We start from the raw sequence: 18,632 nt of genomic DNA on the forward strand, positions 1-18,632 counted from the left end.
TGTGTCAATTTGCCGCCCTGAAACTTTCGTCGAATAAGCGGTGCAGATGGCATCTGATCCGTTTGCACCAACGGCTTTTGCTGGGTGTGAACAACGCCCGGATGGGCCAGAATAGAGAGCCCGGCGAGCCGTCGGGATCGTGGAGAATCGAGTTATGGGGTTTGATCAGATTCGTCAGCGCCGTTTGTCTGACGATATTGTCGAGCGGCTTGAAGGAATGATCCTTGAGGGCACCTTGAAGTCTGGCGAACGGCTGCCGGCCGAGCGGACCCTGGCCGAACAGTTCGGCGTGTCACGCCCTTCGTTGCGCGAGGCGATCCAGAAACTGGCCGCCAAGGGCTTGCTCGTCAGTCGTCAGGGCGGCGGTAACTATGTCGTGGAGTCATTGGGCTCGACGTTCAGCGATCCGCTGCTGCAACTGCTGGAAAGCAACCCCGAAGCGCAACGTGACTTGCTGGAGTTCCGCCACACCCTGGAGGCTTCCTGCGCCTATTACGCGGCACAACGGGCCACGGATGTGGATCGCGAGCGGCTGACGGCGGCGTTCGAAGAGCTGCAGGATTGTTATTCGCGCCACGAAGAGGTGAGTCGGGCGGAGGAGGGCGCGGCGGATGCCCGGTTTCATCTGGCGATCGCCGAGGCCAGTCATAACGCGGTGCTGCTGCACACTATTCGTGGGTTGTTCGACCTGCTCAAGCGCAACGTGGTGACCAACATCGGCGGCATGTACAAGCAGCGCAGTGAAACCCGCGACATGCTGATCAGCCAGCATCGGGAGTTGTACCAGGCCATTATGGGCGGGCACGCCGAGCAGGCACGGGAAGTATCCAGCCGACATATTCTGTATGTGCAGGAAGTGTTGGAAGAGGTGCGTCAGGAAGTGCAGCGGGTGGCGCGGGCGGAGCGGCGCAAGGGGATGTAGTGCTCGGACCCTGTGGGAGCGAGCTTGCTCGCGAAAGCGGCCTGTCTGACACATCAATGCTGGATGTGTCGCCGTCATCGCGAGCAAGCTCGCTCCCACACTGGATCATTGTCGTGCACATATTCTGTGTTCGCAAAAGATCCAATGTGGGAGCGAGCTTGCTCGCGATAGCGCTCTCAAGGCGGAAGAATCAGTCTTCCTTGCCCTTGTTGCGCACCGCACGTTGCAGTTCGCGACCGGCATCGCGTTCGCGTTCGGTATCGCGCTTGTCGTATTCCTTCTTGCCTTTGCCCAGTGCAATCTCGCACTTGATCAAGTGCTTGCTCCAGTACAGCGATGTACAGACGCAGGTGTAGCCCTTCTGTTGCACGGAGGCGAAGAGCTTTTCCAGTTCGCGCTTGTTGAGCAGCAGCTTGCGCGAGCGCACCGGGTCGGCAATCACGTGGGTACTGGCGGTGGTCAGCGGCGTGATATGGCTGCCCAGCAACCAGGCTTCGCCGTCCTTGAGCAGCACATAGCTGTCGACCAGTTGCGCCTTGCCGGCACGCAAGCTTTTTACTTCCCAGCCGGCCAGGACCATGCCAGCCTCGAAACGTTGTTCGATGAAGTAGTCGTGTCGCGCCTTTTTATTTTGCGCGATGGTCCCTGTGGGGTGTTTCTTCTGTTTAGCCATAGGGGCGGCATTATAGGCAGTTGCGCGCGTGTCGGCTACGGTGAAGCTGCATGCTTGAGCGCGTTGAATGAATCCCGGACAATGCGGCCTCTTTTTCGAACGCTTGGGCGTGATCACGATGGCGACAGACAAGGTTTCTGTCCACGGCAGTTGGGCTAGCCGCTGGGTCTTTATATTTGCTGCAACCGGTTCAGCGGTGGGGTTGGGCAGTATTTGGAAGTTTCCGTACATGGTTGGCGTCTACGGTGGCGGCGCCTTCGTGCTGATGTTCCTGGCATGCATCGCGCTCATCGGCGCACCCGTGATGCTGGCCGAAACCCTGATCGGTCGTCGTGCCCGGCAGAGTCCGGCCAATGCCTTGAAAGTGCTGGCAGTGGCGGCGGGACACTCGCCCAAGTGGTCGTGGGGCGCGTTCGCCGGGATGATCACGGCGCTGCTGATCCTGTCTTTCTATAGCGTGGTCGGCGGCTGGTCGCTGGACTACATCATCGACATGGGGCGTGGGGATTTTCAGGGCGCTACGCCTGACCAGGTGGGCGCCTATTTCGGCGACGTGATCTCCGATCCCTGGAGACTGACCCTCTGGCACACGATTTTCATGGTGCTCTCCGCCGTGGTGATTGCCCGTGGCGTGGTTGCCGGGCTCGAGCGCAGCCTGCGGATCATGATGCCGTTGCTGTTCGTGATGATCCTGGTGCTGCTGGGGTACAGCATGACCACCGGGCATTTCATGGAGGGCGTGCATTTCATGTTCGACTTCAAACCGGAGAAAGTCCTCGACGGCTTGCTGCCGGCCATGGGGCATGCGTTTTTCTCCCTGAGCGTCGGGGTCGGCTCGATCATGATCTACGGCGCCTATATGCCCAAGAGCGCGTCCCTGACCCGGACCGTTGTGGGTGTTGCGTTGCTGGATACCTTCGTGTCGCTGTTGGCCGGTCTGGCATTGTTTCCGATTGTGTTTGCCGCCGGCCTGAATCCCAGCGAAGGGCCGGGGCTGATGTTTGTCAGCCTGCCCTTTGCCTTCAGCAGCATGGCGTTCGGCCAAGTGATGGGCGTGGTGTTTTTTGTCCTGGTGGCTATCGCGGCCTGGAGTTCGGCCATTTCCTTGTTGGAACCCATGGTGGCTTACCTGGTTGAGCGGAGCCGTCTCAGTCGCGCCTGGGTGACCTTTTGGCTGGCCTTTACGTGCTGGTTTGTCGGTCTGGGTACGGTGTTTTCTTTCAATATATGGAAGCAGGCGAAGTTTTTCGTGAACGAAGACGGGCTGTTCCGTCTCTACCAGTGGGGAGCAACCGGAGGGCTGGATTTCTTCGGCGTGATTGATTTCTTCACGTCACGGATCATGCTGCCGCTGGGTGGTTTGTGTTTCGTGGTGTTTGCGGGATGGATCATGGGGCGTGAAGCGGTGCGTGATGAATTGTCGCTGCGCAGCCCTGTATTGTTCGCCTTGAGCCTGTTCTTGATGCGCTATGTGGCGCCCATCGGCATTCTCGTAGTGTTTGCCACCCAGCTGTGGAAGTGACGCTTACATGACGACACATATTCAACGCTCGGCCTTGCTGCCCTACCCGGCGCAGGCGCTGTATGACCTGGTCAATGATGTGGCGAGTTATCCGCAATTCCTGCCTTGGTGCTCTTCTGCCGAGGTGCTTGAGAGTTCCGAGACCCACATGCGTGCCAGCCTTCACATCGCCAAGGGCGGGTTGAGCCAGCGCTTCGTCACTCGCAATACCCTGGTGCCGGGGCAGTCCATCGAAATGAACCTGGAAGAGGGGCCTTTCAACCAGCTCCATGGCGTCTGGGTATTCAAACCGCTGGGTGAGAAAGCCTGCAAGATCAGCCTGGATCTGTCATTCGACTACGCCGGCCCGCTGGTGCGAGCCACGCTGGGGCCGTTGTTCAATCAGGCGGCCAATACCCTGGTCGATGCGTTTTGCCAGCGCGCCAAGCAGAATGCCGAGCTCAAGCGTTGATTGATGTAGAAGTGGTGTATGCCTCTGTCGAACGCCAAGTCTTGCGCTCATTTAAAGTGCAGGAGGGCACGAGTGTTCGTGCGGCGCTGCTGGCATCGGGTATTGCTGATGCGTTTCCGGAGCTGGACCTGGCGACTTGCCCGGTCGGGATTTTTGGCAAGGTGGTTGCCGACCCGGATCGCCAGGTGGTGCAGGCGGCTGACCGGCTGGAGATTTATCGACCGTTACTGGCTGATCCGAAAGAAATTCGTCGCCTGCGTGCGGCCAAGGCCGCCCAAGCGCGTCAATCGGAACAATAACCCGATCTGGATCGCAGGCATTAAAAAACCCGGCATGCCGGGTTTTTTATTGTCGCCGTTTATTGCGGCGAGGTATCCAGAGGTTCTGGTGTCGGGACAGGTACGGTCTCGACTTTGTCCACATCCTTCTGGATCTGGTCCAGCAACGAACCTGGCTTGACCGGTTTTTCCGGTTTTGGCTGCTCGGTATTCTGGGCCGGGTCGGTGACGGTCGTGCCGCTGTCCTTGCCCATGATGGCTTCATCGCGGCTCACGCCAGGCATGAAATCGCCCGACAGGCTGACGAGTTGGTCATCGGGGCTAAAGATAACGCTGATGCGTTCCTGCTGGCGCTCACCGCCGCCTGGCTGCAAGCTGTACAGATAATCCCAGCGATCGGCATGGAACGTGTCGGTCAGCAGGGGGTTACCCATGATAAACCGTACTTGCCGACGGGTCATTCCCGGGCGTAACTGGTCTATCATGTCCTGCGTGACGACATTGCCCTGCTGGATGTCGATTTTGTAAACCCCGGGGAATGAACAACCGGCGAGTGCGAGCAGTCCCACAAAGGTGAAACTGGTTAGCAAGAGCTTGGTGTTTTGCATCGGTGGGCGACTTCCACTATCTTGGCTGGGACAACGTAAACGCCGATCATACCCGCATTAAGAGAAGCTGCGAAGCAGCATCGCGAGAAAGCTGACCATGGTTGAAAATAGCGAACTACGCAAAGCCGGCCTCAAAGTGACCCTTCCACGGGTCAAGATTCTACAAATGCTCGATTCTGCTGAGCAACGCCACATGAGTGCCGAAGATGTCTACAAGGCACTTATGGAAGCTGGCGAGGACGTTGGTCTGGCCACGGTTTACCGTGTCCTGACTCAATTCGAGGCAGCAGGTCTTGTGGCTCGTCACAATTTCGATGGCGGTCATGCAGTCTTTGAATTGGCTGACGGGGAACACCACGATCACATGGTGGACGTGGAAAGCCGTGAGGTCATCGAATTCATCAGTCCGGAAATCGAAGCGCTGCAAAAAGAAATTGCTGAAAAGAATGGCTTCGAGCTGATCGATCACCATCTCGTTTTGCATGTACGCAAGAAGAAGTAAGCACGTCGCGTGAGCCAAAAGCTCTCGAAACGAAAGAAGGCGACCCCAGGGTCGCCTTCTTGCTATGCGGCGTTTGTCAGGCTTTCGCTGCAACAACCATTTTTTTCGCGTGGGCCAGGGATTCCTTGGTGAGGTCGATCCCCCCCAGCATCCGCGCTACTTCCTCCACGCGCTCGTTTTTGTTGAGTTTGGACACCGTCGTGCGTGTAGCTTCCTGGTCGCGCACTTTGTGCACGAATAGATGCTGGTGTCCCTGCGCGGCGACCTGGGGCAGGTGAGTGACCGTCAGCACCTGGCCACGCTCCCCCAGCCGACGTAGTAACTGGCCGACAATTTCCGCCGTTGGTCCACCAATGCCCACGTCCACTTCGTCGAATACCAGCGTAGGTACGCGCGAGGTCTGCGCCGTAATGACCTGGATGGCCAGGCTGATCCGTGACAGTTCACCGCCGGACGCAACTTTTGCCAGTGCCTTGAGTGGTTGCCCGGGGTTGGCGCTGACCAGCAACTCCACCTGCTCCATGCCGTTGGGCTGAAGTTCGTCGCCGGCGTTGGGGCGCAATTCGATGGTGAAGCGACCGCCCGGCATGCCCAGCCGCTGGATTTCCTGTTCCACGGCGCTGGCCAGGCCAGTCGCGGCATGACGACGCAGTTCGCTGAGCTCGTTGGCTTTTTCCTGGTAGTGGCGGGCGTAGGAGGCCAGTTCGTCCCCCAGGCGCTCGATGGATTCATCGTTGGCGTTCAGGGTTTCCAGTTCTTCCAGCAAGCGTTGCTGGAGTTCGGCGACATCGGTTGGTTGGACACGGTGCTTGCGTGCCAGCGTATAGATAGTGTCCAGGCGCTCTTCCAGGTATTGCAGGCGTGCCGGGTCGGCGTCGAAATGATCAAGGAAGCGGTTCAGTTCCCCGACGGCTTCTTCGACCTGGATCTGTGCGCTCGTCAGCAGGTTGGTCGCTTCGCTGAGGGCACCCACCGAATTGTTGACGCTGGAGAGTCGGTTCAGGCTTGTCGTCAGTGCGTTGAGCACGTTGCCCGAATCGTTCTCGCTGCATTGCTCGACCACTTGTCGGCAGATGCCCAGCAGGGTTTCGGCATTGGTCAGGTTCTTGTGTTCCTGTTCCAGCTCTTCCAGTTCATTTTCACCCAGGGCCAGATTCTCCAGTTCTTCGAGCTGATAGCTCAGTAACTGATGGCGGGCTCGCTGCTCATCACCGGAATTGGAGAGTCGATCCAATTCCTGGCGGGTCTGGCGCCAGCGTTGGGCGGCTAGCTGAACCTGGCGGGCCAGATCGGTGGCGCCGGCGTATTCATCGAGCAGGCGGCGATGGGTATCGGTCTTGAGCAGGGACTGGTGTTCATGCTGACTGTGGATGTCGATCAGCAGTTCGCCAAGGGCCTTGAGGTCGCCCAAGGGGCAGGGCGTTCCGTTGATATAACCCCGGGAGCGGCCTTCGGCGGTGATGACGCGGCGCAGGATGCACAGGCCGTCGGTGTCCAGGTCGCGTTCGGCCAGCCAGATGCTGGCCTCGGGGATGTCGACCAGGTCGAAGGTCGCCAGGATGTCGGCCTTGTCCGCTCCGGGACGCACCACGCCACTGTCGGCGCGATCGCCGAGCGTCAGGCCCAGGGCGTCGAGCATGATGGATTTGCCGGCACCGGTTTCACCGGTGATCACGCTCATGCCTCGATCAAGTTCGAGGTCGAGGTGTTCGACGATGGCGTAGTTATGTACGGACAGGTGCACCAGCATAAGGCCGCTCCCAGGCTTTAGGTCTGGTTATTTATACAGTGTTTTGTTTCGGGCTGACAATGCCTTCGCTTAGCTCGATTTGCTTGAATGGATGAGTTTCTTAGCGCTGCCTGGAATGGAATGCAGCTGTTTTTTGTAAGGTTAATTCGTCGGACGGCCCTTGAAGCTTAAAAACCCGGCCCCATATACCGGGGCAGAAGCGCGAGTTGAGCTCGCGGACGAAGTTGAAAGGAGAAATCTATGGCTGACGAACAGACGCAGGATACGCAAAATCTAGACGCCAATCAGGCTCCCCAGGATTCGGGTGACGACCTGGCGGCACGTGTACAAGTGCTCGAGGAGCAGCTGGCCGGTGCGCAGGATCAGGCGTTGCGTGTAGCAGCCGACCTGCAGAATGTCCGCCGTCGCGCCGAGCAGGATGTAGAAAAGGCTCATAAATTCGCCCTGGAGCGTTTTGCCAGCGACCTGCTGCCGATCATCGACAGCCTGGAGCGCGGCCTGGAACTGTCCAATCCGGACGACGAAAACATTCGCCCGATGCGTGAAGGCATCGAGCTGACCCTGAAAATGTTCCAGGACACCCTCAAGCGCTATCAGCTCGAAGCCATTGATCCACATGGCGAGCCCTTCAATGCCGAGCACCATCAGGCCATGGCGATGCAGGAAAGCGCAGACGTCGAGCCCAACAGTGTCTTGAAGGTTTTCCAGAAGGGCTACCTGCTCAATGGTCGCCTGTTGCGCCCGGCCATGGTTGTGGTCAGCAAGACGCCGGCACCGGTATCGCCTTCTATTGATGAGCAGGCTTGAAATCGGTCGAAACGGCCCCCATTAAGAAGTCAAGCGTTTAAGTGCTACCGCAGTTAGCCACCACTGCTGCGGCAACAAAATCCAAGTTCCGGGAGAGTTAACATGGGCAAGATTATCGGTATCGACCTGGGGACCACCAACTCGTGCGTCTCCGTGCTGGAAAACGGCAAGGCCAAAGTGATTGAAAACGCCGAAGGCGCGCGCACCACGCCGTCGATCATTGCGTACGCCAACGATGGCGAAATCCTGGTCGGCCAGTCGGCCAAGCGTCAGGCAGTGACCAATCCGCATAACACCCTGTACGCGGTGAAGCGTCTGATCGGTCGCAAGTTCGACGAAGAAGTCGTTCAGAAAGACATCAAGATGGTGCCTTACAAAATCGCCAAGGCTGACAACGGCGACGCTTGGGTTGAAGTGAACGGCCAGAAAATGGCGCCACCACAGATCTCGGCTGAAATCCTGAAGAAAATGAAGAAAACCGCCGAAGACTATCTCGGCGAGGCGGTGACTGAAGCGGTCATCACCGTTCCTGCATACTTCAACGACAGCCAGCGCCAGGCAACCAAAGACGCCGGCCGCATCGCGGGCCTGGACGTAAAACGTATCATCAACGAACCGACCGCAGCCGCTCTGGCCTACGGTATGGACAAGGCCAAGGGCGATCACACCGTGATCGTTTATGACCTGGGTGGCGGTACCTTCGACGTCTCTGTGATCGAGATCGCTGAAGTCGATGGTGAGCACCAGTTCGAAGTGCTGGCGACCAACGGCGACACCTTCCTCGGTGGTGAAGACTTTGACATCCGCCTGATCGACTACCTCGTCGATGAGTTCAAGAAAGAAAGCGGCATGAACCTCAAGGGTGACCCGCTGGCCATGCAGCGCCTGAAAGAAGCCGCTGAAAAAGCCAAGATCGAGCTGTCCTCGAGCCAGTCGACCGACGTGAACCTGCCGTACATCACTGCAGACGCCACCGGTCCGAAGCACCTGAACGTGAAAATCTCCCGCGCCAAGCTTGAAGCGCTGGTGGAAGACCTGGTTCAGCGCACCATCGAGCCATGCCGCATCGCGATGAAAGATGCCGGTATCGACGTTGGCGCGATCAACGACGTGATCCTGGTCGGCGGTCAGACCCGTATGCCGCTGGTCCAGAAGCTGGTGACCGATTTCTTCGGTAAAGAAGCGCGTAAAGATGTGAACCCGGACGAAGCCGTTGCCATGGGTGCTGCCATCCAGGGCGCCGTTCTGGCCGGTGACGTGAAGGACGTTCTGCTGCTCGACGTCAGCCCGCTGACCCTGGGTATCGAAACCATGGGTGGCGTGATGACTGCGCTGATCGAGAAAAACACCACGATTCCTACCAAGAAATCCCAAGTGTTCTCGACCGCCGATGACAACCAGGGCGCCGTGACCATTCACGTGCTGCAAGGCGAGCGTAAGCAAGCGACCCAGAACAAATCCCTGGGCAAGTTCGACCTGGCCGAGATTCCACCAGCTCCACGTGGCGTGCCACAAATCGAAGTGACCTTCGACATCGACGCCAACGGCATCCTGCACGTCGGCGCGAAAGACAAGGCCACCGGCAAGACTCAGTCGATCGTGATCAAGGCCAACTCCGGTCTGTCCGAGGAAGAAATTCAGCAGATGGTTCGCGATGCTGAAGTCAACGCCGAAGAAGACCGCAAGTTCGAAGAGCTGGCCAGCGCCCGCAACCAAGGCGATGCCCTGGTGCACTCGACTCGCAAGATGATCGCTGATGCTGGCGAGAAAGTGACTGCGGAAGAGAAGACTGCCATCGAAGCGGCCGTAGTTGCCCTGGAAGCTGCCGTTAAAGGCGACGACAAGGCGGCCATCGAGGCCAAGATCGAAGAGCTGTCCAAGGTCTCCGCGCCAGTGGCTCAGAAGATGTATGCCGAACAGGCTCAGCCCGCTGAAGGCGCAGCTGCCCAAGGCGAATCGGCCGAAAAAGCCGACGATGTCGTGGATGCCGAGTTCGAAGAAGTGAAAGACCACAAGTAATCGCTTGTTGGTCGGCCGGTTGACTGCACTTGTGCGGTGGCTGGTAGGATGTCGCCGCGCGGGAGCTTGCTCCCGCGTTGGCGTGTCTGGAGCCAATGAATTTTTACAGCATGCGACAACGCTCGGATGCTGGCGGTGTGATCGGGAATGCTCCTGCTTTCCGAACGACGGACACTGCGTTTTGGCCGGGGCCCTGGCTGAAAAACTTAAGACCAGGATCGTTGAATTGACGTGAGTTGGGTCCGGGCCTGTATTGGGGCTCAACGAGTTTGGCAAGGTTCAGGAGAGGTTTGCCGGACGTCCTATAAGAGTGCAAAGACTAATGGCAAAGCGTGACTATTACGAAGTATTGGGTGTGGAGCGGGGGGCCAGCGAGGCGGACCTGAAAAAGGCCTATCGTCGCCTGGCGATGAAGCACCACCCGGACCGTAATCCCGACGATAAAGCGTCGGAAGAAATGTTCAAGGAGGCCAATGAGGCCTACGAAGTACTGTCCGATTCGAGCAAGCGCGCGGCGTACGACCAGTATGGTCATGCCGGTGTCGACCCAAGCATGGGCGGCGGCGGTGCCGGTTTTGGCGGTCAGAATTTCTCCGATATTTTCGGCGATGTGTTCAGCGATTTCTTCGGCGGTGGTCGCGGCGGTGCCCGTGGTGGTGCCCAGCGTGGCAGCGACTTGCGCTACACGCTGGAGTTGAACCTGGAAGAGGCGGTGCGCGGTACCACCGTCAATATCCGCGTTCCAACACTGGTCAATTGCAAGCCGTGCGATGGCTCGGGCGCCAAGAAGGGTTCCTCGCCTGTCACGTGCCCAACCTGCGGCGGTATCGGTCAGGTCCGCATGCAGCAGGGCTTCTTCTCGGTGCAGCAGACCTGCCCGCGTTGCCATGGCCAAGGCAAGATCATTTCCGATCCGTGCGACTCCTGCCACGGTGAAGGGCGTGTCGAAGAGTACAAGACGCTTTCGGTGAAGGTGCCGGCCGGTGTCGATACCGGTGACCGCATTCGCCTGTCCGGCGAAGGCGAGGCGGGTGCCCAGGGCGGCCCGACCGGCGACCTGTACGTCGTCATCAATGTGCGCGAGCACGCAATTTTCCAGCGCGACGGCAAGCACCTGTTCTGCGAAGTGCCAATCAGTTTTGTCGATGCAGCCTTGGGTGGCGAGCTTGAAATTCCGACCCTCGACGGTCGCGTCAAGCTGAAAATTCCTGAGGGTACGCAGACCGGCAAGCAGTTCCGGATTCGCGGCAAGGGTGTTGCGCCAGTGCGTGGCGGTGGTGCAGGCGACTTGATGTGTCGGGTGGCGGTGGAGACTCCGGTGAATCTAGGCCGACGCCAGCGTGAGTTGCTGGAAGAATTCCGCAGCTCGCTGGCGGATGACAACAGTCATTCCCCGAAAACCACCGGTTGGTTCGAAGGCGTGAAGCGCTTCTTCGGCGATCTGTAAGGAGCTCGCATGCGACGTATAGCTGTGATGGGCGCTGCGGGGCGCATGGGCAAGACGTTGGTCGAGGCGGTGCAGCAGCGCTCGCCGCTCTCCGGCCTGACGGCGGCCATTGTGCGGCCCGACAGTACTTTGGTCGGCGCTGACGCCGGCGAGCTGGCATCGTTGGGGCGTATCGGCGTGCCGATGTCCGGCGGCCTGGAAAAAGTGCTCGATGAGTTTGATGTCCTGATCGACTTCACGCTGCCGGAAGTGATGCTCAAGAACCTTGTCATTTGTCGCAAGCACGGCAAGGCCATGGTTATCGGCACCACAGGCCTGGACGCTGCGCAAAAGCAGTTGCTGGCCGAAGCTGGCAAAGACATTCCGATCGTGTTCGCGGCGAACTTCAGCGTGGGTGTCAATCTGTCACTGAAGCTGCTGGACATGGCGGCCCGGGTCCTGGGTGACGATGCGGATATCGAAATCATCGAGGCACATCACCGCCACAAGATCGACGCGCCTTCGGGAACGGCCTTGCGCATGGGTGAAGTGATTGCCGATGCGTTGGGTCGTGACCTGCAGGAAGTGGCCGTGTACGGACGCCAGGGGCATACCGGTGCCCGTGAGCGCGACACCATTGGTTTCGCCACGGTGCGCGGTGGTGACGTGGTGGGTGATCACACCGTGCTGTTCGCCACTGAAGGCGAGCGCCTGGAGATCACGCACAAGGCGTCCAGCCGGATGACTTTTGCCAAGGGTGCCGTACGTGCCGCGCTGTGGCTGGACGGCCGCGAGCCTGGTTTGTACGACATGCAGGACGTTCTCGACCTGCGCTGATGTCATTGGACGCGGGGTTCAGGTTATACTGAGCCCCCGTTTTACACCGCTTCGCGACGGCCTGTCGCATTCCCCTGCCTTTAAGGCTCATTAGCGGTGGACCAAAAAAGCCTTTTTCTGTAAGCTACAGCTTTAGTGTGTCCACTAAAAGCGCGCAGAATAATTCAGTGAAGAAGCGGGGTGACGTGTCCATACGTCACTCCGCTTTTTTACAACCTGCGATCGCCCTTTCAGGCTTTATTTACGGGAGGTCTTCTTGACTAAGCCAGCCATACTCGCCCTTGCTGATGGCAGCATTTTTCGCGGCGAAGCCATTGGAGCCGACGGTCAGACCGTTGGTGAGGTGGTGTTTAACACCGCAATGACCGGCTATCAGGAAATTCTTACCGATCCTTCCTACGCCCAGCAAATCGTTACCCTGACTTACCCGCACATCGGCAACACCGGCACCACGCCGGAAGATGCCGAGTCTGATCGTGTCTGGTCCGCCGGCCTGGTCATCCGTGACCTGCCGCTGGTAGCGAGCAACTGGCGTAACACGATGTCCCTGTCCGACTACCTGAAAGCCAACAATGTCGTGGCGATCGCAGGTATCGACACCCGTCGCCTGACCCGCATCCTGCGGGAAAAAGGCGCGCAGAACGGCTGCATCATGGCCGGCGACAACATTTCCGAAGAAGCCGCCATCGCCGCTGCCCAAGGCTTTCCTGGCCTCAAGGGCATGGACCTGGCGAAAGTCGTCAGCACCAAGAAGCCGTACGAGTGGCGCTCCACGGTCTGGGACCTGAAGACCGACAGTCACGCGACGATCGAAGCCTCCGAGCTGCCGTACCACGTGGTTGCGTATGACTACGGCGTCAAGCTGAATATCCTGCGCATGCTGGTGGCGCGTGGTTGCCGCGTGACCGTGGTGCCGGCGCAAACCCCGGCCGCCGATGTCCTGGCCCTCAAGCCCGACGGCGTGTTTCTGTCCAACGGCCCTGGCGACCCTGAGCCTTGCGACTACGCGATCCAGGCGATCAAGGACGTGCTGGAAACCGAGATCCCGGTGTTCGGCATCTGCCTCGGCCATCAGTTGCTGGCCCTCGCTTCGGGCGCCAAGACCCTGAAAATGGGCCACGGCCACCACGGTGCCAACCACCCGGTGCAGGACCTGGACACCGGCGTGGTGATGATCACTAGCCAGAACCACGGTTTTGCGGTGGATGAAGCAACCCTGCCGGCCAACGTGCGTGCGATCCATAAATCGTTGTTCGACGGCACGCTGCAAGGCATCGAGCGTACCGACAAGAGCGCGTTCAGCTTCCAGGGCCACCCTGAAGCGAGCCCGGGCCCGAACGACGTGGCGCCGCTGTTCGATCGCTTCATCAATGAGATGGCCAAGCGACGTTGACCGCGTGAAGCCCGAGGGCGGCCCCGAGCGTGGCGGCCCCCTTGGGCGCTTCAAAGATTGTTCGACGGCCTAGCCGACTGACCTGCGGATTTGAGTGACAAACCCATGCCAAAACGTACAGACATAAAAAGCATCCTGATTCTCGGCGCTGGCCCGATCGTGATCGGCCAGGCCTGCGAATTCGACTACTCCGGCGCCCAGGCCTGTAAAGCCCTGCGCGAAGAGGGTTACCGCGTCATCCTGGTGAACTCCAACCCGGCCACCATCATGACCGATCCGTCCATGGCCGACGCCACCTACATCGAGCCGATCAAGTGGCAGACCGTCGCCAAGATCATCGAGAAGGAGCGCCCGGACGCACTGCTGCCGACCATGGGTGGCCAGACCGCGCTGAACTGCGCATTGGACCTGGAGCGCGAAGGTGTCCTGGAGAAGTTCGGTGTGGAAATGATCGGCGCCAATGCCGACACCATCGACAAGGCCGAAGACCGCTCGCGCTTCGACAAGGCGATGAAGTCCATCGGCCTGGACTGCCCTCGCTCGGGCATCGCCCACAGCATGGAAGAGGCCAATGCGGTTCTGGAGCGCTTGGGCTTCCCGTGCATCATCCGTCCGTCCTTTACCATGGGCGGCACCGGTGGTGGCATCGCCTACAACCGTGAAGAGTTCGAAGAAATCTGCGCCCGTGGCCTGGACTTGTCGCCAACCAAGGAACTGCTGATCGACGAATCCCTGATCGGCTGGAAAGAATACGAAATGGAAGTTGTCCGCGACAAAAAGGACAACTGCATCATCGTCTGCTCCATTGAGAACTTCGACCCGATGGGCGTGCACACCGGTGACTCCATCACCGTTGCGCCGGCCCAGACCCTGACCGACAAGGAATACCAGATCCTGCGTAACGCCTCCCTGGCGGTACTGCGCGAGATCGGCGTGGAAACCGGCGGCTCCAACGTCCAGTTCGGCATCTGCCCGAACACCGGTCGCATGGTGGTCATCGAGATGAACCCGCGGGTATCCCGTTCCTCGGCCCTGGCCTCGAAAGCCACCGGTTTCCCGATTGCCAAGGTCGCGGCCAAGCTGGCCGTGGGCTACACCCTGGACGAACTGTCGAACGACATCACCGGCGGCAAGACCCCGGCGTCCTTCGAGCCGTCCATCGACTATGTCGTCACCAAGCTGCCACGTTTTGCCTTCGAGAAATTCGCCAAGGCCGACGCCCGCCTGACCACTCAGATGAAGTCGGTCGGTGAAGTAATGGCCATCGGCCGGACCTTCCAGGAATCCCTGCAGAAAGCCCTTCGCGGCCTGGAAGTGGGTGTCTGCGGTCTTGATCCGAAGCTGGACCTGAACGATCCGGAAAGCATGGGTGTGCTCAAGCGCGAGCTGACCGTGCCGGGTGCCGAGCGTATCTGGTACGTGGCTGATGCCTTCCGTGCCGGCATGACCGTCGAACAGATCTTCAGCATGAACATGATCGACCCTTGGTTCCTCGTACAGATCGAAGATCTGATCAAGGAAGAAGAGAAGGTCAAGACCCTGGGCATGTCCAGCATCGATCACGACGCGATGTTCCGCCTCAAGCGCAAGGGTTTCTCCGACATGCGCCTGGCCAAGTTGCTGGGTGTGACCGAGAAGAGCCTGCGGGCCCATCGCCACAAGCTGGAAGTGTTCCCGGTCTACAAGCGCGTCGACACCTGCGCGGCCGAGTTCGCCACCGACACCGCTTACCTGTACTCCACGTACGAAGAAGAATGCGAAGCCGCGCCATCGACCCGGGACAAGATCATGATCCTGGGCGGCGGTCCTAACCGCATCGGCCAGGGTATCGAGTTCGACTACTGCTGCGTGCACGCGGCATTGGCCCTGCGCGAAGACGGGTACGAGACCATCATGGTCAACTGCAACCCGGAAACCGTGTCCACCGACTACGACACCTCCGATCGCCTGTATTTCGAACCGGTGACCCTGGAAGACGTGCTGGAAATCGTCCGCGTCGAGAAGCCTAAAGGCGTGATCGTCCAGTACGGTGGCCAGACGCCTCTGAAGCTGGCTCGCGCCCTTGAAGCGGCTGGCGTGCCGATCATCGGTACCAGCCCGGATGCGATCGACCGTGCCGAAGACCGTGAGCGTTTCCAGCAGATGGTCGAGCGTCTGAATCTGCGTCAGCCACCCAACGCCACCGTGCGCAGCGAAGACGAAGCGATTCGTGCCGCGGCCAAGATCGGCTACCCGCTGGTGGTTCGTCCGTCCTATGTACTGGGCGGTCGTGCAATGGAAATCGTCTATCAAGAAGACGAGCTCAAGCGCTACCTGCGCGAAGCGGTCCAGGTGTCCAACGACAGTCCAGTGCTGCTGGATCATTTCCTCAACTGCGCCATCGAAATGGACGTGGATGCTGTCAGCGACGGCAAGGATGTTGTCATTGGCGCGATCATGCAGCACATCGAGCAGGCCGGCGTTCACTCTGGTGACTCCGCCTGTTCGCTGCCGCCTTACTCGTTGCCGGCCCACATCCAGGACGAGATGCGCGAGCAGGTCAAGAAAATGGCCCTGGAACTGGGCGTCATTGGCCTGATGAACGTGCAACTGGCCCTGCAGGGCGAGGACATCTACGTCATCGAAGTCAACCCGCGTGCGTCCCGGACTGTACCGTTCGTGTCCAAGTGCATCGGTGTTTCCCTGGCGATGATCGCTGCACGGGTCATGGCTGGCAAAACCCTGAAAGAGCTGAACTTCACCAAGGAAATCATTCCGAACTTCTACAGTGTGAAAGAGGCGGTGTTCCCGTTCGCCAAATTCCCTGGCGTGGACCCGATACTTGGTCCGGAAATGAAGTCCACCGGTGAGGTGATGGGTGTCGGCGATACCTTCGGCGAAGCCTTCGCCAAGGCCCAGATGGGCGCCAGCGAGGTCCTGCCGACAGGCGGTACGGCGTTCATCAGTGTCCGTGATGACGACAAGCCACTGGTTGCAGGCGTGGCCCGTGATCTGATCAACTTGGGCTTTGACGTGGTCGCCACGGCCGGTACCGCCAAGTTGATCGAAGCGGCAGGCCTGAAAGTGCGCCGCGTGAACAAGGTGACCGAGGGACGTCCGCACGTGGTCGACATGATCAAGAATGACGAAGTCACGCTGATCATCAACACCACCGAAGGTCGCCAGTCGATCGCCGATTCCTATTCCATTCGTCGCAATGCGCTGCAGCACAAAATCTACTGCACCACGACCATTGCTGCAGGCGAAGCGATCTGCGAAGCGCTCAAGTTCGGTCCCGAGAAGACCGTGCGTCGCTTGCAGGATCTACATGCAGGATTGAAGGCATGAGCATAACCAAATACCCGATGACTGTTCAGGGCGCGAAAGCCCTGGAAGAAGAACACGCTCACCTGACCAAGGTCGTTCGTCCAAAGCTCAGCCAGGACATCGGTACGGCCCGGGAGTTGGGTGATCTGAAGGAAAACGCCGAATATCACGCTGCTCGCGAGCAGCAGGGTATGGTCGAGGCGCGTATCCGTGACATCGAAGGCCGCATGCAGAATGCGGTCGTCATTGATGTCACGACGATTCCGCACACCGGCAAGGTGATCTTTGGCACTACCGTGGAAATCGCCAACGTCGAGACCGATGAAAGCGTCACTTACCAGATCGTTGGCGAGGACGAGGCAGACATCAAGCTCGGCAAGATCTCCGTTGGTTCGCCTATCGCTCGCGCCTTGATTGCCAAGGAAGAGGGTGATGTGGTGGTTGTGAAGACGCCGAGTGGCGTCATCGAGTATGAGATTGTCGAAGTCCGTCATATCTGAACGAAGGCGCCCGCTACGAGCCGGCGCCATGATTTGGCAGCTCACCCAGATGTTGTGGGTGGGCGGTCTTTGGTTGTTGCACTTCGGTCTGCTGCCGGTGCTGGGTCGAATCGGCCTGGCACCGCTGCTCATCGATGAAATCGTAGGCATGCTGACGGCGCTGCTGGTGGGTTTTTCCGCAGTGTGCGTAGTGTTTCAGGCTTTGGTGCTGGTTCAGGCCGAGGGCCTTGCCAGTCTATGGCGTGACATGCGTGGGCAGTTGCTGCTCATGTCGCTGTACGCGTGTGGGATGTTTTTTGCGGTGCGTCTCGGTTGGCCGGAAGCGAACCAGTGGCAGGTATTCAGTTACCTGGTGCTGGGTTTTTCCGGATTGGTGCTGGTGATGCAGCCGGTCCCCGGATGGGGTGGCAGGGTGCGCGAAGCACACCCTTGACCCTTTGGTGTCACTTGAAGCGGTGAACGTTCGACAGTTGCTTGTTGACGCTGAAATTCTTGCGATAAATCAGCGCCATCTTGCCGATGACCTGTACCAGGTCGGCCTTGCCGGTCTTGCACAGTTCAGCAACGGCAGCCAGGCGGGCTTCGCGGTCGAGGATGTTGAGCTTGATCTTGATCAGCTCGTGATCGCCCAATGCGCGTTCCAGTTCGGCGAGTACGCCTTCAGTCAAACCGTTGTCAGCCACAGTCAAAACCGGTTTCAGATGGTGGCCAATGGATTTGTATTGTTTCTTCTGCTCTTGAGTGAGCGGCATAATCTGACCCCTGCGTCTGATCTTGTAAAAAGCGGCGGCCAGTTTACCCGAGCGAGTCCGGGACCGCCCACTTAATCACGACCCGTTTTATTTTTGAGGTGGCCCGTGGCCCGTTCCAAGACAAGTCTTAAATGGCTGCAAGAGCATTTCAACGACCCATTCGTGAAAATGGCGCAAAAAGACGGGTATCGTTCCCGTGCCAGCTACAAGCTGCTGGAGATTCAGGAAAGAGACCGTTTGATCCGTCCAGGCATGAGCGTGATCGACTTGGGCGCCGCCCCGGGTGGCTGGTCCCAAGTGACCAGTCGTCTGATTGGTGGGCAAGGCACACTGATCGCTTCCGATATCCTGGAAATGGACAGCATTCCGGATGTGACCTTCATTCAGGGCGACTTTACCGAGGACGCCGTACTGGCGCAGATCCTTGAAGCGGTTGGAAAAAACGAGGTGGACCTTGTGATTTCCGATATGGCCCCCAATATGAGTGGATTGGCATCTGTTGATATGCCGCGATCGATGTTCCTGTGCGAGTTGGCACTGGATCTTGCGACTCGGGTGTTGAAGCCAGGTGGTGATTTTTTGATCAAGGTCTTCCAGGGTGAAGGCTTCGACGAATACCACAAGAGCGTGCGCAAGCAGTTCGAGAAGGTCACGACGCGCAAGCCGAAATCATCGCGTGATCGCTCCCGTGAGCAGTACCTGCTGGGCCGTGGTTTCCGTGGTCGCAGTGAGGAATAAGAGGTTTTTCGACCGGGGCGATAGGTTTTTCGTATTTCGTCCCGTGAGCATTAGCGAATAATGTGTAGAAAGTGTTTCACAAAGGGTTACAGACGGCGCCTGCCAGAGTCGTAGGTAATGTAGTAAGTTAGGCCGGTGAATATCATGC

At 58.9% G+C, this 18,632-nt stretch carries 18 protein-coding genes; 14 read left to right on the forward strand and 4 right to left on the reverse strand.

Translation table 11 applies throughout. From position 1 onward, the window contains the following. Positions 1-154: 154 nt before the first annotated feature. Positions 155-922: an FCD domain-containing protein gene (locus QNH97_RS03665; protein ID WP_283555652.1), complete on the forward strand. Its 768-nt coding sequence runs from the start codon at positions 155-157 to the stop codon at positions 920-922. A gap of 190 nt (positions 923-1,112) precedes the next feature. Here the strand turns inward: QNH97_RS03665 and smpB are convergent, their stop codons facing one another. After that, positions 1,113-1,595 carry an SsrA-binding protein SmpB gene (gene smpB / locus QNH97_RS03670; protein ID WP_042730880.1) on the reverse strand — a complete coding sequence of 161 codons (483 nt, stop codon included), beginning with the start codon at positions 1,593-1,595 and terminating at the stop codon, positions 1,113-1,115. Between the two features lie 118 nt (positions 1,596-1,713). Here smpB and QNH97_RS03675 point away from each other — a divergent pair, with 118 nt between their 5' ends. The 3 genes from QNH97_RS03675 to QNH97_RS03685 are packed head-to-tail and all read left to right on the forward strand — an operon-like array spanning position 1,714 to position 3,867. Next, complete coding sequence (locus tag QNH97_RS03675; RefSeq protein WP_283557420.1) at positions 1,714-3,117, forward strand: sodium-dependent transporter; 1,404 nt, start codon at positions 1,714-1,716, stop codon at positions 3,115-3,117. A 7-nt stretch (positions 3,118-3,124) separates the two neighbouring features. Continuing rightward, positions 3,125-3,568: a type II toxin-antitoxin system RatA family toxin gene (locus QNH97_RS03680; RefSeq protein WP_283555653.1), complete on the forward strand. Its 444-nt coding sequence runs from the start codon at positions 3,125-3,127 to the stop codon at positions 3,566-3,568. Further along, positions 3,565-3,867 carry an RnfH family protein gene (locus QNH97_RS03685; protein WP_283555654.1) on the forward strand — a complete coding sequence of 101 codons (303 nt, stop codon included), beginning with the start codon at positions 3,565-3,567 and terminating at the stop codon, positions 3,865-3,867. The genes QNH97_RS03680 and QNH97_RS03685 overlap by 4 nt, the downstream gene beginning before the upstream one ends. Before the next feature lie 59 nt (positions 3,868-3,926). Here QNH97_RS03685 and QNH97_RS03690 read toward each other — a convergent pair whose 3' ends face one another. Beyond that, on the reverse strand, positions 3,927-4,454 hold the full coding sequence (locus QNH97_RS03690; protein WP_283555655.1) for an outer membrane protein assembly factor BamE: 528 nt from the start codon (positions 4,452-4,454) through the stop codon (positions 3,927-3,929). Positions 4,455-4,551: 97 nt separating this feature from the next. Here QNH97_RS03690 and fur point away from each other — a divergent pair, with 97 nt between their 5' ends. After that, positions 4,552-4,956 carry a ferric iron uptake transcriptional regulator gene (gene fur / locus QNH97_RS03695; RefSeq protein WP_283555656.1) on the forward strand — a complete coding sequence of 135 codons (405 nt, stop codon included), beginning with the start codon at positions 4,552-4,554 and terminating at the stop codon, positions 4,954-4,956. Positions 4,957-5,032: 76 nt separating this feature from the next. On the opposite strand, the gene recN is transcribed toward fur, so the two are convergent. Further along, complete coding sequence (gene recN, locus QNH97_RS03700) at positions 5,033-6,706, reverse strand: DNA repair protein RecN (RefSeq protein WP_283555657.1); 1,674 nt, start codon at positions 6,704-6,706, stop codon at positions 5,033-5,035. Positions 6,707-6,946: 240 nt separating this feature from the next. On the opposite strand from recN, the gene grpE reads away from it, so the two are divergent. From grpE to QNH97_RS03740, 8 genes are all read left to right on the forward strand, one after another. After that, complete coding sequence (grpE, locus tag QNH97_RS03705) at positions 6,947-7,513, forward strand: nucleotide exchange factor GrpE (RefSeq protein WP_025211777.1); 567 nt, start codon at positions 6,947-6,949, stop codon at positions 7,511-7,513. Between the two features lie 102 nt (positions 7,514-7,615). Beyond that, positions 7,616-9,532, forward strand: coding sequence for a molecular chaperone DnaK (dnaK, locus tag QNH97_RS03710; RefSeq protein WP_283555658.1), 1,917 nt, complete (start codon positions 7,616-7,618; stop codon positions 9,530-9,532). 322 nt (positions 9,533-9,854) lie between these two features. After that, entirely contained in the window at positions 9,855-10,979 is a 1,125-nt protein-coding gene (gene dnaJ, locus QNH97_RS03715; RefSeq protein WP_283555659.1) for a molecular chaperone DnaJ, read from the forward strand. A gap of 9 nt (positions 10,980-10,988) precedes the next feature. Continuing rightward, positions 10,989-11,795, forward strand: a complete 807-nt coding sequence (gene dapB / locus QNH97_RS03720; protein ID WP_283555660.1) for a 4-hydroxy-tetrahydrodipicolinate reductase — start codon at positions 10,989-10,991, stop codon at positions 11,793-11,795. Positions 11,796-12,051: 256 nt separating this feature from the next. Further along, positions 12,052-13,188 carry a glutamine-hydrolyzing carbamoyl-phosphate synthase small subunit gene (gene carA, locus QNH97_RS03725; RefSeq protein ID WP_283555661.1) on the forward strand — a complete coding sequence of 379 codons (1,137 nt, stop codon included), beginning with the start codon at positions 12,052-12,054 and terminating at the stop codon, positions 13,186-13,188. A gap of 105 nt (positions 13,189-13,293) precedes the next feature. Continuing rightward, the gene (carB, locus tag QNH97_RS03730; RefSeq protein ID WP_283555662.1) at positions 13,294-16,515 is read left to right on the forward strand and encodes a carbamoyl-phosphate synthase large subunit; all 3,222 of its coding nucleotides are present in this window, start codon (positions 13,294-13,296) and stop codon (positions 16,513-16,515) included. Positions 16,516-16,517: 2 nt separating this feature from the next. Then, positions 16,518-16,994 carry a transcription elongation factor GreA gene (greA, locus tag QNH97_RS03735; RefSeq protein ID WP_025211783.1) on the forward strand — a complete coding sequence of 159 codons (477 nt, stop codon included), beginning with the start codon at positions 16,518-16,520 and terminating at the stop codon, positions 16,992-16,994. 28 nt (positions 16,995-17,022) lie between these two features. After that, positions 17,023-17,427: an MFS transporter gene (locus QNH97_RS03740; protein ID WP_283555663.1), complete on the forward strand. Its 405-nt coding sequence runs from the start codon at positions 17,023-17,025 to the stop codon at positions 17,425-17,427. Positions 17,428-17,437: 10 nt separating this feature from the next. Here QNH97_RS03740 and QNH97_RS03745 read toward each other — a convergent pair whose 3' ends face one another. After that, the gene (locus QNH97_RS03745; RefSeq protein WP_003177852.1) at positions 17,438-17,746 is read right to left on the reverse strand and encodes a YhbY family RNA-binding protein; all 309 of its coding nucleotides are present in this window, start codon (positions 17,744-17,746) and stop codon (positions 17,438-17,440) included. 105 nt (positions 17,747-17,851) lie between these two features. On the opposite strand from QNH97_RS03745, the gene rlmE reads away from it, so the two are divergent. Beyond that, the gene (gene rlmE / locus QNH97_RS03750) at positions 17,852-18,484 is read left to right on the forward strand and encodes a 23S rRNA (uridine(2552)-2'-O)-methyltransferase RlmE (protein ID WP_003177853.1); all 633 of its coding nucleotides are present in this window, start codon (positions 17,852-17,854) and stop codon (positions 18,482-18,484) included. Positions 18,485-18,632 lie beyond the last annotated feature (148 nt).

The organism is Pseudomonas sp. G2-4, assembly GCF_030064125.1.
GTDB lineage: Bacteria > Pseudomonadota > Gammaproteobacteria > Pseudomonadales > Pseudomonadaceae > Aquipseudomonas.